The following is a 14,897-nucleotide window of genomic DNA, read 5'->3' as shown; positions in this document are numbered from 1 at the left end:
TCTCTTTTTTTGTGCCGTTCGGCGAGGGAAAAGAGGGTTGAAAGAGCGATTCAGACAGGCAATGTTACACATAATGTTACACATAAAATTTAGACGCCCAGCGCTGTTTGCTTAATACGCAAACAGATGAAAATCAAAGCAATCTGCCGTCATGAAATCGTTTACAAAAACGGCAAATCCCCGTTGGCAATCCGCTTTACGCACCAACGCACCCACAAGACCGTTTCGCTCGGCATTTCGGTAGAGCCGCATTATTGGGACAAAACCGCCGAAATGATAACGGCAAACTGCCCCGAACGCGCTGCCCTGCAAAGTCAGATAGACAGCACGTTGGCAGGCTATCGTAAGAAGATTCAAAGGCTGGAAGCATTGGATATTCCCGTAACATTCGACACGCTTTTCGAAACCGACAAGAGCCGCCACGCAGGAATTACAATCGAGGACGGTTTCAACGCTGAAATCGAACGGCTGGAATCGCTCGGTAAAATCAACTCAGCCACCAAGCACAAATACGCCCTGCAAGTGCTGAACGGCTACAAATCGGTCAAAACCGCATTGGAGGCTATCGACCTCGACTATCTGAAAGGGTTGGAATTGCACCTGCGCCAACGAGGGAACAAGGACAACAGCATTGCTACACGGTTCGCTATCTTCAAAGCCATCTACAACAAGGCTGTCAAGGAGGGTAAAGTAGCGGTAAAGCAAAACCCGTTCAGCATCTACCAAGTGGGCAGTTTGTGGGCCAAAACCCGCAAACGGGCAATTGACAAGGATGACATCCAACGGTTAATCGACCTTGAAATTACAGAGGGACACACGACGGAATATCGACGCCTTGCCAAAGATTTATTTCTATTCTCCTATTTCACGGCAGGGATGAATTTCGGCGATATTGCACGGTTGCGTTATAAGGACATCGTTAAAGGCCGTGTAAACTATTCCCGTCACAAAACGCAGAAATTGCTGTCCTTTCAACTCGTCCCTATGGCGTTGCAGATTCTCGAAAAGTACGGTATGGCAGGACACGGAGAAGATTATATCTTCCCTATCCTCAATCGCCATGAACACACCACCCCACAGCAGATTTTCAATCGCCTGCATAAGGTTTTGCGAAAAGTCAATCGAGAATTAAAGACGCTGGGAGAGCAAATAGGATTGGAAATGCCATTGACTACCTATGTCGCTCGGCACACGTTTGCTACGGTCTTAAAACGGTCGGGAGTGAATATTGCTATCATTTCCGAATCGTTGGGACATTCCGATTTATCCACCACTCAAATCTATTTGGATTCGTTCGAAAATAGCCAAATCGACGCGGCCATGCAGAATCTATTGTGAACAAAAAAGGGCACTCCGACGAATATACGGAGTGTCCTTTTTTTTCAACGACGGCTGGCTGAAATTAGGCGACCGTCGTTTGTTCGGGAAGACGTTTTATATCTTCCGACAGAAACTTGTCCGCATCTTCGGGCGAGAAGCGTTTCCCGTAAAGTTGCACATCAGCCCCTAATGTGCGGGATACACCGTCTTTCAGCACCTTTTTCATCGTGGCACTACCGAGGAACACAATATGTTCCGCTACATATTCAGGCTTCAAGCCCAAGATTTCGCACTCGCGGCAATACCTGCGGCTGTCAAGCAGAATATTTACCTGCTCCATGAAATCAGCCCAGAATTTGTTCGCATCCGAGTAAGCCGCATTCATAAATTTGTTGATGCAGGCCAATTTTATTTCGTTATCCTTTTTCAGTTGGACATCGAAAACGGGCCGCGCCTGCGTCATTACCCGCCACATCGGGGGCGTAGTCGAACGGCGGCGGCGCGAGGTCTGCGCAGTCTGCTGTTCTTTCTGTTCGGCAACGGGAGCAGGCGTAGCGGTTGCGGCGTTTGCCGTGGTCTGCTCGTTTACGTTGTTTTTTCCAATAATAGTGTTCATAATCTTAAATACTCCTTTTACAGAGGGGCTTAAATTATGCTGCATCCCTTGCCCAAGCGTTTGCAGGTCGTCGGGTTTATCCCTTTCGACACTACAAAGATTTGACTTTTCGCACCCCAAACACGGGGAGTGAAATAAAGGGCGTTTTTACTCTCCCTCTGCAAATTACAGATAAACAGCGGAATAAGTTGCAGGCGTACGCCTTTTGTAGGACTTAATTATTCCTTTTATTGCTTCGTCGCCATATAAATAACTGTCATTACGGGTAAATTCATAGAGGTAACAGATACGCGAAATCAGCAACAGCCGATTCAATGAAACACTTTTATCGGGTTGCTTCGGGCGGTTGTCGCCCAATAAAGCGTTCAGCATATCCCGATACATCTCCACAGTCCGATAAATCCGAAACGACGTACTCGGATAGGTTTCGTCGAAATTACCCGTGTCAATCCCGTAATACTGAATCTTCCTGCCTTTGCATTCCCGTTCATAGGTTTCCCGCAACCAGTCCAAAATCCCACGCTTTATAACGGGCAGAACCTCGACTTTCTTTCTGTTCTTTTTAAGGGTTATTTCAATATCATCGTCCGTGAAATCCTCGCCTAACTCTTTGAACAGATTTTGCACCGCCTTATTCAAAGACGCGGGTTTCACAAGGCCGCAGTTCTTAAACGAGGTTTCGACATAATCGTAAATAAAGACCAGCGCAAACCAAAATTTCTCGACATCCAGCCCCAATCCCATAACCGTAGCGATTATATCGTCGTTAGCCAGATAATCCGACTTGGCAAAGGGCATCTTAATCTTCCCCGTACAGTAGCGATATTCAAACTGCGGTGTGCGGATTCCATACGTCTGTTCATCACATCCGCAGGCAATATCGACATACTCGCGCAACTCACGGCGCATCGGGTCGAAATCCCAATGCACAATCTTATCGTTTTCATCCATCAGTAAGGATTCATACATACTCTTACGGATGGCATCGGCTTCTTTCTCATTCATAAAATAGCGTTTTACACCCAAATTTACGGCTTTTTACGTGTACATCGCACTTATTTACCATGCAAAAACCGCTATTAGCACCTAAAACACGTGTTCGAAAGGAATTTCAGAACAGCCGAACTATGTACCGAACCGCTAATAGTACTGAATTGCATGACACGAAAGGTGTTTTAGAACAACAGACTATGTAAAATACCCGCTAATACTACATTTTGCACATTAATTTCCCCGTCGAACACACTCCGCCACCCCGTAAACAGCCCTATAAGGCCATCTAAGACATAGATAAAAATGTTCGGATTAATTGCTGTTCGACCTTTGTTGTCAATAAAAAAGGCGCTATCTTTATAATACGAGAGAGGAAAATCCGACAAGTAAGGGTAAGGTCATGTAAGGGACATTTTCGGTGTCCCTTGCTTTTGTGCCCTGCTCGCATATTTTTTGTGTCGGAAATCAATTCTCCTTATAAAGATACTTTCCACACCGAAAAAATGCGGCCGCATAAAAAGTGTGTCGGAAATTAAATTTACTAATAAAGATGTTACCCGCACAAAAAATATGCGGTGTAATTTTTTCCTTACTCTTTACTTATGAATTCAATCATTACAGCACCCTTGAACGCACTCCACGTCCAGCAAATCCCCGAACTCGACAACGAATTACCTGCAAACTGCATCTTTAATAAGGGCAAGACGGGATGCGGGGCAACGACACTTGCCATCGAGAACCGAGTGCCGACCTTAATTGCTGTTCCGACGGTGAACCTTATCAAGAACAAACTGCCCGAACACGCCGACCTGCTGGGGGTTTACGGCGGTGTCACCAACCAAGAGATAGCCGACTATCTAAAAGCGCACGACCGCTGAAAAATCATGGCCACCTATGATGCGATTCCGCGTGTCGCAGAGATTGCAGGAGCGGAGATATACGCCAAAGCCCTGCTGTTGGTAGACGAATATCACCGCCTGCTGTTCGACTATTCATTTCGACACCGAGCCATTACGGGATTGCTTGCCGAAATGCTCAAATTCAGCCGTGCGACTTATATGTCCGCGACACCCATCGAGCGGGAATTTCTGCTGGATGAATTGCAGACCTTGCCGACAACGCGGATTGTCTGACCCAGCGAACCGCCGATGCAGGTGCGGTTGTGGCATGAAAACAGCCCGTTGGCATCGGTCGTAAATCTTTGCCACAATGCCGTAACGCACAATATTCCCTGCAATCTGCATTTCTTTGTAAACAGCGTCGATTTTATCGGGCGGGTGTTACATCATGCCCGACTTTCGCCCGACGAGGTGAAAATCGTCTGTTCGACAAGCGGGACATCCGAGCAGATAAACCGCGAGAAATTAGGCGGAGATTATTCGATAGGGATTCCCGACAAAGCGGTGCGCAAAATCAATTTCTACACCTCGACAGCTTTCGAGGGGTGTGACATTTACGACAAGCAGGGCAAAATATACGTCGTGAGCGACGGCACGGCACGACATCACCTGCTGGACGTTTCCACGACGATACGGCAGATTGCAGGACGCATACGAGATACGCGTTACAAAGAGATAACGCACATCTTCTCGACGGTACGATACGCCGAGGGCATCACCTATCCGCAATTCAAAGCCGCAACGGAAAAAGAATTGGATAAGGCCGAACGCTTCGTGAAATGATATGCGACGGCGGATGAAGATTTACGCAATCTGATTTACACCAATAACAAATACATCAATACCGATACAATGACCATAGACCGCAACCGAATCAAATTGGAACTGCTGAATTTCCGCAACTATGCCGAGATTTATGCCGACAGCCGTAACCTTATTACGGAATACGAGCGTAACGACAACAAGATAACAGCCGCCGAACGGCATGACATCCGACTGACCAAGTTGGAAAAGAACGCCAAAGCCAAGATACCGTTTAAGGAGTTGTTCGACCGATACGCCGAACTCAAAGCGTCCGACACGAATCCTTTTTCGACGGACGTGTTCGCATTATCGCTTATCGAGCGGCGGAACCCGTTGGTAAAACAAGCCTTTGAGATATTGGGGACAGAGCGGGTGCGGGAACTCAAATACAATCAGACGCAGATACGGCGCGAACTGATTAAATGCTCGGCGGACGAACTCGCATATAAAATCGTCAAACGGATAAATGCCGATTTGCCCCACGGAAAGGCGATACCCTCTAAAATCATTAAAGAGAGATTGCAGACCATATACGACGATTTGGGGGTTGAGCGCAGAGCAAAAGCGACGGATATTGTCCAATGATTCGATACCGCGAAAGGTTATAAGAACATCGACGGCAAGAACACCGAGTGCTACACCATCATAAGGGATAAACTCGTTGCAAGGAAAAAGATTGCTGCGGAATAATATCGCAACTCCGATTGGCTGAAAAGTCGGTCGGAGTTTTTCGGTACATATACCCCGACCGAGCGGACAATCCCTATTTTTCACCCCTCCCCCTTTTCAGATGGAAAACCGAATTTTTATCCATTACATATAATAGGATTCCACATAAAACAGACCGCTCCCTATTTATGCCCGAAACCATATAACAGCATAGAATTATTTGCATTATATAGAATCGGAAAGCTATTCTTACATGGAGATATGCCGCCTTTTTAGTTGGTTATGAATGGAGTTATCTTTTTACAAGTAATGGGGAATAACTCTAAACTTTACAGACCATGAAAACATTAAATGAAAGGGCGACAGAAATTCTGAAAGCCTTGTTAGCCGTGCGGGCTAAAAAACTGAAAATCAAAAATGCAAGCCAGACAATCCATGTGAAACTGACTGACTGCATCGGAAAGTACAACCTTATTTCGCTGACACAGCACATCGAAATAAATGGCGTTCTTTTCCGTGACCCCGAAGTGATTTTTGCTTTCAACACCATTAAACGGCAGTTTATCCCTTACCACTACATCAACGATTTTTTTGAAATCGAGAAATGTTGCGCCACACCGACGGTAGAGGGATTAATACCTCGCAACGAAATAGACCAACACAATTTAGCATGTTTCGTAAACCGTTGGCTGTTGCAACTAACCTCAAAACTGGAAATCCAATGGATGCGCAACGAATAGTACAGAATTGTGTTTTGAAGAATCAAAGCACGGTTATCGAGGAAATGATACGGGCAAACCTTATTTCCGAAGAATATCTTTATCCGTTCGTGGATGATGTCATGGAATGGTGGCTAATTGATTCTTGGCTGGCTGAACGGCTGAAAGAGCAAGGCGAGGTTATCATCGAGGAATACGGTTGCTTCTGGTGGGGCAGACAATCCAGCGGGCAGGCGATTTACATGGACGGCGTAATACAAGAAATTTGCGGGAACGATTAACCCAACTTACAACTAACAAAGTTTCGATTCCATACTCCCGACTATTGGATAGAAACTTTGTTTTCAAGAACTTTGCACAATAAAAGCACAGCAAATTTCCATAGAGTGTTCTGTCTTTTAGAAACATTTTCTATCTTTGTGTCGTTACCGAACAGGTAGCAGACATATTAGTAACGTGAAAGTGTTTCGCGTTTACTCTCAAATAGAAATCTGACAGTTTCAAAATTAGCACGAGAGTAAGCAAGACAGACACTCTTCATTTGTGTAGCTATATATCATCCCGATATATACTGCCAAGTGTGGAGATTTGCTTATTTGTGCTAAGGTTTTGTCAGAACCTCTATTTGGATAAGCGAACAACTCCACACTTTCTTTTTGCCTATAACCCACCGCAGTAGGAGTTGATACGGATGTAATACTCATTTTATGGGTAAAACAATAAATATCAACAATCTATCCAAAGAGGAAATAAATTCCTTTTATGATTTTGTTTGCGATTATGAATTGAATATCAAAAATAAATACGGGAATTATAACCTCAATGATACTAAATTAATCGCCTTTTGTGCAACGAATCATATTGCACTTAAAAATAAGAGGTCAAAACTACCTTATCTCTTTTGGTTCTCAACACATCAAGATAAAAGAACAAAAATTAATGATAAGGCCCATCATTTAATGCGACATATTAGAAATGCTTTTGCGCATGGGCTTATTAAGAAAGAGGGCAAGAATTTCACGTTCCAAGACTATTCCACAATAGGAACTCAAACAATGGGAGGGCATATTCGTTGCGACTTATTTTGGGCAATGTTGGATTTATTGAAACACACTAAATTATAAATATCATCTACTTATGAAAAAACTATTATCCTTACTCATGTGTGGCTTATTGCTATTTGGTTGTGGCGATAAGTACGACGACAGCGCATTGCGCAATGATTTGAATGACCTCGAAAATCGTGTGGCCAAACTGGAGGAACTCTGCAAACAGATGAACACCAATATTTCATCGTTGCAGAAGATTGTAGAAGCATTGCAGGATAATTTGTCGATTTCCAAAGTTGAACAAATATCCGATGGTTACATTATCCACTTTTCAGATGGTTCTACTGCTACAATTAAAAACGGGAAAAATAGCGAGGACGCTCCTATTATTGGTGTGAAGAAAGACACGGACGGCATCTATTATTGGACACTTGATGGTGAATGGCTGACCGATGAAAAGGGAAATAAGGTAAAGGCACAAGGAACAGACGGCAAGGACGGAGTTGATGGCGAGGATGGAACCAATGGCAAAGATGGCATTACACCACAACTGAAAATAGAAAATGGTCGCTGGATGCTTTCAATGGATAATGGTAAAACTTGGACGGATATAGGGCAAGCAACGGGAGCAGACGGGACGGATGGAGAAGATGGTGTCGATGGCAAGGACGGAACGAATGGCATCTTCAAAAGTGTAACGGAAGATAATGATAATGTCTATTTCACATTGGAGGACGATTCTGTTATCACGATTCCTAAAAGCGATAATTCAAAGTTTGCAATTGCATTCGATACGACGGATATAGCCATTCTCAATGGAGGCGAGAGCAAAACGATTTCCTACACAATTACGGATGCAACCAAAAATACGGTTGTCAAAGCCATTGCACAGGATGGATGGAAAGTCAAGGTAGATGCGACCTCTACGGATAAGGGAACGATTACGATTACAGCCCCTAATCCAATTGTAGAAAGTGAAATCCTTGTGTTTGCTAATGACGGTTCCTATCGTACCGTTATGGTGTCGCTGAATTGCATGCAGGGGCAAATCAATATAGCAGATAACTCTATTAATGCTACTTCTGCTGGGGGTACACAGGAAATCAAATTGACAACGAATTTGGATTACACCATAGAGATTCCTGAAGATGCCCAGTCGTGGCTATCGCTGGCTCCCGAAACACGAGCCTTACGGGAAGATACGATTGTTTTTGAGGTAACTGCTAACGAGGGGATGCAACGCTATACGACGGTAGCATTGAAAGATGAACAAGGCAAGATATTGCAAACAATAATCTTTCGACAATTGGGAACGTGTACCGAGGTTCATGTCGAAACGAAAGGTGAACTGGAAAATGAATTGGCGGGTTATGATTATGCCAATATCGAATCGTTGAAGATTACAGGCGTGCTGAACGATGTTGATTTTCTGTTTATCTATCGCATGATGCCCAATCTGAAAAACCTCGATATTGCAGAGGTAAATATTACAGCATTACCAATACAAGCATTTTATAAGTCTACAAATGTTGAGAATCTGATTCTCCCAAATACATTAATAACGATTGGGGAAGAAATGTTTTATCAAAGTAAGTTGAAAACCGTTGTAATCCCTGCAAATGCAACAACTATCGGTAATTCTGCATTTGAACAGTGTGCATCTTTGATTTCGATAGATATTCCTGCCAACGTAGAAACAATTGGAACTGCTGTGTTTTGGGGCTGTTCCTCTCTGACAACTGTAACCTTTGAAAAAGGTTCTCAACTGAAAACTATCGGTGGTGGTTCTTCTTATTATGGCGCTTTCTCGTATTGTACTGCATTGACTTCTATTGAGATTCCTGCCAGTGTAGAAACGATTGGAGCATCGGCATTCAAGGGTTGTTCCAAACTGGCAACTGTAACCTTTGAAAAAGAGTCTCAACTGAAAACTATCGGTGGTGGCTATTCTGAACCTAATTATTATGGCGTTTTCTCGGATTGTACTGCATTAACCTCCATTGAGATTCCTGCCAGCGTAGAAACGATCGAAGCGGCAGCATTCAAGGGTTGTTCCTCTTTAGCAACAGTAACTTTTGAGAACGGTTCTCAGTTGAAAACTATCGGTGGTGGTTCTTATTCTTCTGGCGCTTTCTCGGATTGTACTGCATTAACCTCCATTGAGATTCCTGCCAGCGTAGAAACGATCGAAGCGGCAGCATTCAAAGACTGTTCTTCATTGACCTCCATTGAGATTCCTGCAAGTGTAGAGACGATCAAAGCGTCAGCATTCAAAGGCTGTTCTTCATTGGCTACAGTAACTTTTGAAAACGGTTCTCAGTTGAAAACTATCGAGGGAGGTTATCCTTCTTCTGGTACTTTCGCGGACTGCACGGCATTAACCTCCATTGAGATTCCTGCCAGCGTAGAAACGATCGAAGCGGCAGCGTTCAAGGGTTGTTCCTCTTTAGCAACAGTAACTTTTGAGAAAGGTTCTCAGTTGAAAACTATCGGGGGTGGTGGTTCTTCTTATTATGGCGCCTTTGGCCAATTAAAGAATCTAATGACCGTCGATATGTCTGCCTGTACGCAGGTTAAGACAATCGGAGAGAGTGCTTTTGATGGGGATTCTGAACTGCGATTATTCAAGATCGGCACAGAGACGCCGCCGACTTGCGGAAGAGATGCTTTTAGCGGCATAAATCCTTATTCGGTACTGAAAGTACCTTCGGGTTGTGCCGATGCCTATAAAGCAAAAAGTGGCTGGAACAACTTTGCAAGCATTACAGGATTAGATGAATAAAAGCGTTTCGGCATTATGGAAAATAAAAGTAAAAATACGTCTGAAATATCACAATGGATTGACAATTATTTGCACATTTCTCTCGATACAGAAGAATATGTGGAGGTGCGGAACTTTTTAATATTATGGAATTTATTTGAAGCGAAATGGTTTAAATGTAATTTTGGAAGAAATAAGCGCAATATTCAGAACATACATTTAACTTCCGATATTTTCAATCAAACACTACAATACTTACAAAGGAGATATATAACGAACGGTTCTACAAACGAGCGATTCATGAGATTGCGATTGAGAAATAATGATGATACGACCTCTATTCAGCGTGTTTTATTAGGGCTAACCAATAATTCATGTGATATTATTAAAGCCATCATCATGATTATTTACAGATACCGTAACAATCTATTTCATGGAGAAAAAGCCATCGCATCATTGCCGATGCAAAAGGATAACTTCATAAATGCGAATAAATTTCTGATTGCTTGCCTTGAAGCAACAAAATAACAAAGGTTTCTAAAAGTGACAGACTTTGTGAAAAGGTTAATTTATAAGACCCTTTTGCAGAGTTTGTCACTTTTTCGTTTTGTTTATTTCACTAATAATCTTATCTTTATAAAGATAAACAACAATTAAATTTTAGCTAAAATGAACAGATACAAACAACCGAAAACAGAATGAATGACCAAAACATGAGAGGATAAACAAGCTATTTGCAAGTTGGTCGAATGGAGCAAGACAGAGGGAATAGGCTTAATTGTCATAAAGCCCCAAAATGAGATTTATCCCGAAATGTTTTACTTTGTTTTCTCTCCCGAAACAGCGGACATAAATAAACCCGTCGAAATCGCACTTGTAAAGAACAAACAATGAATAATCGGGTGGAAAAGCGACCTTGAAGAGATAAACGATATAATAGGAATAATAATCGCCAACGAGATGAAGATGGAGGGCATGAGCGAAACGGTAAATTTATTCGACTGCCTTGTCAGAGCGAACACTATATTATTTCATTACACCACGCCCGACGGACGGGACGAGATGGTGAAATTCCCGTTAGCGGGATTCTGCGAAAACTATTTGATGCAATTTGCAAAATAATTCGGTGGAGTTGAATTGCATCGTATCTATAAAGGTTAAGGAGAGGGGTCGAAAAAATGCGGCGTTTTTCCTTTGACAATGACAAGTGACAGACTAAAAACGAGGGGCTATATAATTACCCTTTCGACATAGTTTGTCACTTTTTCTATTTATCAAATAATCAACTAATTCAATATTGTTTAACTGCAAACAACGCAGGCCGTCATGTTACACATAATGTTACACATTGCGCCCAAATCCACATTTTCAAACTTTATAACCGACTGACTTTCAGCGAAAGGCCGAAATAGCTCAGCGGTAGAGCACTTCACTCGTAATGAAGGGGTCCCGAGTTCAAATCTCGGTTTCGGCTCAGAAAGCCAGCGACTTACAGAAATGTAACTGCTGGCTTTTTTGTTTCTGCACAGCGAAAAAAGGGGTTGAAAAGCTGTTTGTGCTGTATTGTTGTACCCCGAATCTGCTACCCTCGATTGCTTGCACAACACGCAAGTAAATGAAAATCAAAGCCATTCAAAAAAGCTGACAGGACCTACAAAAATGGCCTGGATTCACAGATGAACCATACCTCAATCTTTTCGAAGCCCATATTAAAAGCGATACAGTTATATTCGGCGATACATCGTTAGAGGACAAGCAGAAAGAGTTTCGTTTCCCACCGGATGGCTCCAACGAGCAATATCCGAAACAATTCATAGAACGACCAACGAACAAACTTTGACAGAAGGCCTAAATTGACCTTTGGGGCTGATTCGTCTTATTTTATCACAGTAAAACAGCCTGTAATCGTAAAATTAGCTATCTTTGTCCATACGATATGCCAAAACTATATATCATAGCGGGCTGCAACGGTGCAGGAAAAACGACTGCGTCCTATACCGTACTACCCGAAATGCTCGGCTGCAAGGAGTTCGTCAATGCGGATGAAATAGCGAAAGGCCTGTCGCCGTTCAACCCGGAAAGCGTGGCGATCGAAGCAGGACGATTGATGCTTCAACGGATGGACGACCTGCTGTCCGAAGGGTCGGATTTTGCTTTTGAAACGACATTGTCCACGCGTTCTTATGTAAAGTTCATAGAACGGGCACAAGCAAAAGGTTACTTCGTGACGCTGCTCTATTTTTGGTTGCCGACCCCCGAACAGGCTATCGAACGCGTCGCGACCCGTGTGCGAGAGGGAGGCCACAATATTCCTTCGGATGTGATTCGTCGCCGCTATGCCAATGGGATAAAGAATTTGACCGCTCTTTATATTCCCCTTTGCAACTATTGGGCGATCTACGACAACAGTTCGGCTGACGAGCAGATCAGAATCATCGCATTGGGAGGAAAAGACATAACAACCCATATCGAAGATACGTTATCCTATAAAACGATTGCAGATTATGAGCGAAATTGAGATCAAGCAGATGCAGGAGAAAATCAACGCCGGAATTTTGCTTGCCCGTAAGCGTTTGATTGAAAAAGTCAAAAAAGAAGATGGCGAATTGGTCGTTGTCCGGGATGGAAAAATCGTCCGCCTCAAAGCCAAGGACCTCAAATAACACCGCTTACACTAAAGCAGCGATTATATCCTCGGCCATACGGTCGAGGATTTTTTACATGTATCCGGAATGCGAAAGAGCATCGCAACAGAAAAGCCGAGAATATCCCGGCTTTTCTGTTTTCTCTATATACAACCGCAACTATTCGACGGACTCATATTTATAATCGACTTTCCCGCCGACGGGACATACGGCCCCGTTATTGACAATAAAGGCAGCGTCCTCCTCTTCCTTGAACACGTAAATAACAAATTCGCAATTCTGAGAATCCCAGCCGTTATTCAGGGAGACCTCGAAATCGAAACTGCGCTCACCGGCTTCCGCAACGGCAGGAGCGATCGGATCACCTTCCATATTCGTAAGTGCCGCCCGCAGAACATGGTTGAAAACGGGTAGCGTTTCATTGTTAGTTTTCTGAATATCATTTTCGGTAAGCACACAGGCGATCTTATAATTACCGGCCTGTTGGAACCTTACCGTCGCCCGAATCTTTGCTGTCTGCCCGTCAAGTTCCGACTCGGCCTTCACACCGCAAACGGCCGGATACTCCTCCATAGCACTCTTGATCTGGTTACGGATCGACGTCGCCGTAATACCTCCCGTACCTACACTTTCAAAGACTGTTCTAAAATCATAATTCCAAGTCGGCACATACTGATACCCCAACTTCGCACCGAGTGCGCTCCCTACCGGGACAGTCAATCGGTCCCCTTGGTGTGCGGCGACAACCAGGAAACGTTCGGATTCTTCCGGTTTCAATTGCTCGAAATACCGTTGCGCCTGCGCACAAGGCCCGCACCATGTCGCCGTGAACTTCGTCAACAACACATGTCGGTAAAAAGCATCGGATTCCGAGTCAGATTCTACCTTCACCGAAACGACGTTCGACAACATGCCATCGTATGCGGCCTGGAACTCATAGGTACCTGCCACATTCGTCGTCCAAGTGGCATTCTGAACTTCAGAGCCAGAGGTTACATTCTTAATCACGGCCTCGGCGGTTACATCCCTGTCCTCAAAAGCCACCGTAAATGTCACGCTGCCTCCCCCCGCTAACGAAGAGGTACTCGCTGACAAGACAAGTTCCGGGCCGGATTCGGAATCGTCGTCGCTACAAGCCATAAAACCGGCAAGGGCAACAAAAGCCGCACACATGACAGCAAATCTAAAGAAATTAAAATGCCATTTCATAGTTATTATTGATTAAAGGTTAAAATTGGATGAAAAAATCAAAAGTAAAAATGTATAAGTTACTCATTATCTATTGAAAGATAATATTCTCTTACAATTCAACATTTTCAAAAAAAACTTCTAACAATAATTAAAGTTTTAACACATTGCAAGATATAAAAAAAATCCTTTACTGTTGCTAGCAAAGGATTTTTTTATACAAATTATATCCTACAACTCATATCTGTAATCCACAGAACCATCAACAGTACATTCAGCACCGTTATTGACAATATACTTGCCATTGGCCTCCTCTTTGAATACATAAACCACGAAGGCGCAGTTCTCGGCATTCCAGTCCTCCCCGATCGTCGCCTCGAAATTGAACGTACGCTCCTCCGGAGCAGTTACGGCCGGCGTAACGGCATCGCCCTCCATATCGGTCTGGGCCGCACGCAAAACATGGTTGAAAGTATTGTACGTCTCCTTGTTTTCAATATTATTCTCAACCAGCACGCAAGCGATCTTGTAATTACCGGCCTGCTGGAACTGAACGGTCGCCTCGATCTTAGCCGTCGAACCTTCGAGCGTGGAGGTCGCTTTCACACCGCAAACGGCCGGATAGGTTTTCTCCGCATGACTGATCTGCTGCCGGATCGAAGTTTTGGAAATGGCACCCGCTCCGATACCGACAACCAAATCCTCGAAATTATAAGACCAAGTAGAATACACACCTACTTTCATCTTACTCTTCAAACTAATCCCCTCCGAACACCAATAAGGATCCATTGGCATTCCTTCAGGCTGGTGGGCGGCAACGACCAGAAAATGGTCACGGTCCGCTTCATCCAGCGCATCGAAATATCCTTGTGCCGTAACACAATTCCCGCACGTCATATACGTAAACTTGAGCAGCAGTACGTAGCGATAGAACTCTTTGTCTTTGTTTTTGTCTATGGCGCTTACCGTAACGGGATCCGAAGTATAGCTGTCGTAAACAGCCTGGAACTTGTACTCGCCGATCTCTGTCGTGGTCCACGCAGCGTTTTCCACCGGTTCACCGGTCGTCACATTGGTAATCGCTGCTTGCGAGGTCACATCCTCCCCGTCATACGTCACCATGAAAGTCACGTTGCCTTCACCGGCGACAAAAGAAGAAGCGCTCGCCGTCAGCACCAATTTGCCGGACGGAGTCTCCGGATCATCGTCGCTGCACGCTGCGAAAGTCGCCAGA

The 14,897-nt window shown here is 44.1% G+C and carries 16 protein-coding genes and 1 tRNA gene; 13 read left to right on the top strand and 4 right to left on the bottom strand.

Annotated elements, in window-relative coordinates; translation table 11 throughout:
* The first annotated feature begins 126 nt into the window (after positions 1 to 126).
* Entirely contained in the window at positions 127 to 1,338 is a 1,212-nt protein-coding gene (locus ALIPUT_RS03545; RefSeq protein ID WP_004328332.1) for a site-specific integrase, read from the top strand.
* 64 nt (positions 1,339 to 1,402) lie between these two features.
* Here the strand turns inward: ALIPUT_RS03545 and ALIPUT_RS03540 are convergent, their stop codons facing one another.
* The gene (locus ALIPUT_RS03540; protein WP_231290535.1) at positions 1,403 to 1,936 is read right to left on the bottom strand and encodes a hypothetical protein; all 534 of its coding nucleotides are present in this window, start codon (positions 1,934 to 1,936) and stop codon (positions 1,403 to 1,405) included.
* A gap of 165 nt (positions 1,937 to 2,101) precedes the next feature.
* A complete protein-coding gene (locus ALIPUT_RS03535; RefSeq protein ID WP_004328092.1) occupies positions 2,102 to 2,941 on the bottom strand; it encodes a hypothetical protein in 840 nt (279 codons plus the stop codon).
* A 590-nt stretch (positions 2,942 to 3,531) separates the two neighbouring features.
* Between ALIPUT_RS03535 and ALIPUT_RS12980 the strand changes: the two genes are divergently transcribed.
* The 12 genes from ALIPUT_RS12980 to ALIPUT_RS12970 all read left to right on the top strand — a co-directional run bounded on the left by ALIPUT_RS12980 (position 3,532) and on the right by ALIPUT_RS12970 (position 12,493).
* On the top strand, positions 3,532 to 3,807 hold the full coding sequence (locus tag ALIPUT_RS12980) for a hypothetical protein (RefSeq protein ID WP_004328330.1): 276 nt from the start codon (positions 3,532 to 3,534) through the stop codon (positions 3,805 to 3,807).
* A 6-nt stretch (positions 3,808 to 3,813) separates the two neighbouring features.
* On the top strand, positions 3,814 to 4,062 hold the full coding sequence (locus ALIPUT_RS12975; protein WP_004328329.1) for a hypothetical protein: 249 nt from the start codon (positions 3,814 to 3,816) through the stop codon (positions 4,060 to 4,062).
* A 48-nt stretch (positions 4,063 to 4,110) separates the two neighbouring features.
* A complete protein-coding gene (locus tag ALIPUT_RS12050; RefSeq protein WP_147554514.1) occupies positions 4,111 to 4,611 on the top strand; it encodes a hypothetical protein in 501 nt (166 codons plus the stop codon).
* A 69-nt stretch (positions 4,612 to 4,680) separates the two neighbouring features.
* Positions 4,681 to 5,217: a hypothetical protein gene (locus ALIPUT_RS12045; RefSeq protein WP_004328327.1), complete on the top strand. Its 537-nt coding sequence runs from the start codon at positions 4,681 to 4,683 to the stop codon at positions 5,215 to 5,217.
* A 422-nt stretch (positions 5,218 to 5,639) separates the two neighbouring features.
* Positions 5,640 to 6,041: a DUF6908 domain-containing protein gene (locus tag ALIPUT_RS03515; protein ID WP_004328326.1), complete on the top strand. Its 402-nt coding sequence runs from the start codon at positions 5,640 to 5,642 to the stop codon at positions 6,039 to 6,041.
* Positions 6,023 to 6,301: a hypothetical protein gene (locus tag ALIPUT_RS03510; RefSeq protein ID WP_004328325.1), complete on the top strand. Its 279-nt coding sequence runs from the start codon at positions 6,023 to 6,025 to the stop codon at positions 6,299 to 6,301. Before ALIPUT_RS03515 ends, ALIPUT_RS03510 begins: the two co-directional genes overlap by 19 nt.
* Positions 6,302 to 6,727: 426 nt before the next feature.
* A complete protein-coding gene (locus ALIPUT_RS03505; RefSeq protein WP_004328324.1) occupies positions 6,728 to 7,144 on the top strand; it encodes a hypothetical protein in 417 nt (138 codons plus the stop codon).
* Between the two features lie 13 nt (positions 7,145 to 7,157).
* A complete protein-coding gene (locus ALIPUT_RS12040; RefSeq protein WP_004328323.1) occupies positions 7,158 to 9,851 on the top strand; it encodes a leucine-rich repeat protein in 2,694 nt (897 codons plus the stop codon).
* 15 nt (positions 9,852 to 9,866) lie between these two features.
* A complete protein-coding gene (locus tag ALIPUT_RS03495) occupies positions 9,867 to 10,358 on the top strand; it encodes a hypothetical protein (protein ID WP_004328322.1) in 492 nt (163 codons plus the stop codon).
* Between the two features lie 874 nt (positions 10,359 to 11,232).
* A tRNA-Thr gene (locus tag ALIPUT_RS03490) sits at positions 11,233 to 11,304 on the top strand.
* 462 nt (positions 11,305 to 11,766) lie between these two features.
* Positions 11,767 to 12,348: an ATPase gene (locus ALIPUT_RS03485; protein ID WP_004328319.1), complete on the top strand. Its 582-nt coding sequence runs from the start codon at positions 11,767 to 11,769 to the stop codon at positions 12,346 to 12,348.
* Positions 12,335 to 12,493, top strand: coding sequence for a hypothetical protein (locus tag ALIPUT_RS12970; protein WP_004328318.1), 159 nt, complete (start codon positions 12,335 to 12,337; stop codon positions 12,491 to 12,493). The genes ALIPUT_RS03485 and ALIPUT_RS12970 overlap by 14 nt, the downstream gene beginning before the upstream one ends.
* A 141-nt stretch (positions 12,494 to 12,634) precedes the next feature.
* Here the strand turns inward: ALIPUT_RS12970 and ALIPUT_RS03480 are convergent, their stop codons facing one another.
* Both ALIPUT_RS03480 and ALIPUT_RS03475 read right to left on the bottom strand, forming a co-directional pair.
* Positions 12,635 to 13,684 carry an Omp28-related outer membrane protein gene (locus tag ALIPUT_RS03480; RefSeq protein ID WP_004328317.1) on the bottom strand — a complete coding sequence of 350 codons (1,050 nt, stop codon included), beginning with the start codon at positions 13,682 to 13,684 and terminating at the stop codon, positions 12,635 to 12,637.
* A 210-nt stretch (positions 13,685 to 13,894) separates the two neighbouring features.
* Positions 13,895 to 14,839, bottom strand: coding sequence for an Omp28-related outer membrane protein (locus tag ALIPUT_RS03475; protein WP_231290534.1), 945 nt, complete (start codon positions 14,837 to 14,839; stop codon positions 13,895 to 13,897).
* Between the last annotated feature and the right edge of the window lie 58 nt (positions 14,840 to 14,897).

The sequence above is a fragment of the Alistipes putredinis DSM 17216 genome, assembly GCF_000154465.1.
Classification (GTDB): domain Bacteria; phylum Bacteroidota; class Bacteroidia; order Bacteroidales; family Rikenellaceae; genus Alistipes; species Alistipes putredinis.
This window is presented reverse-complemented; position numbering and strand designations above follow the sequence as displayed.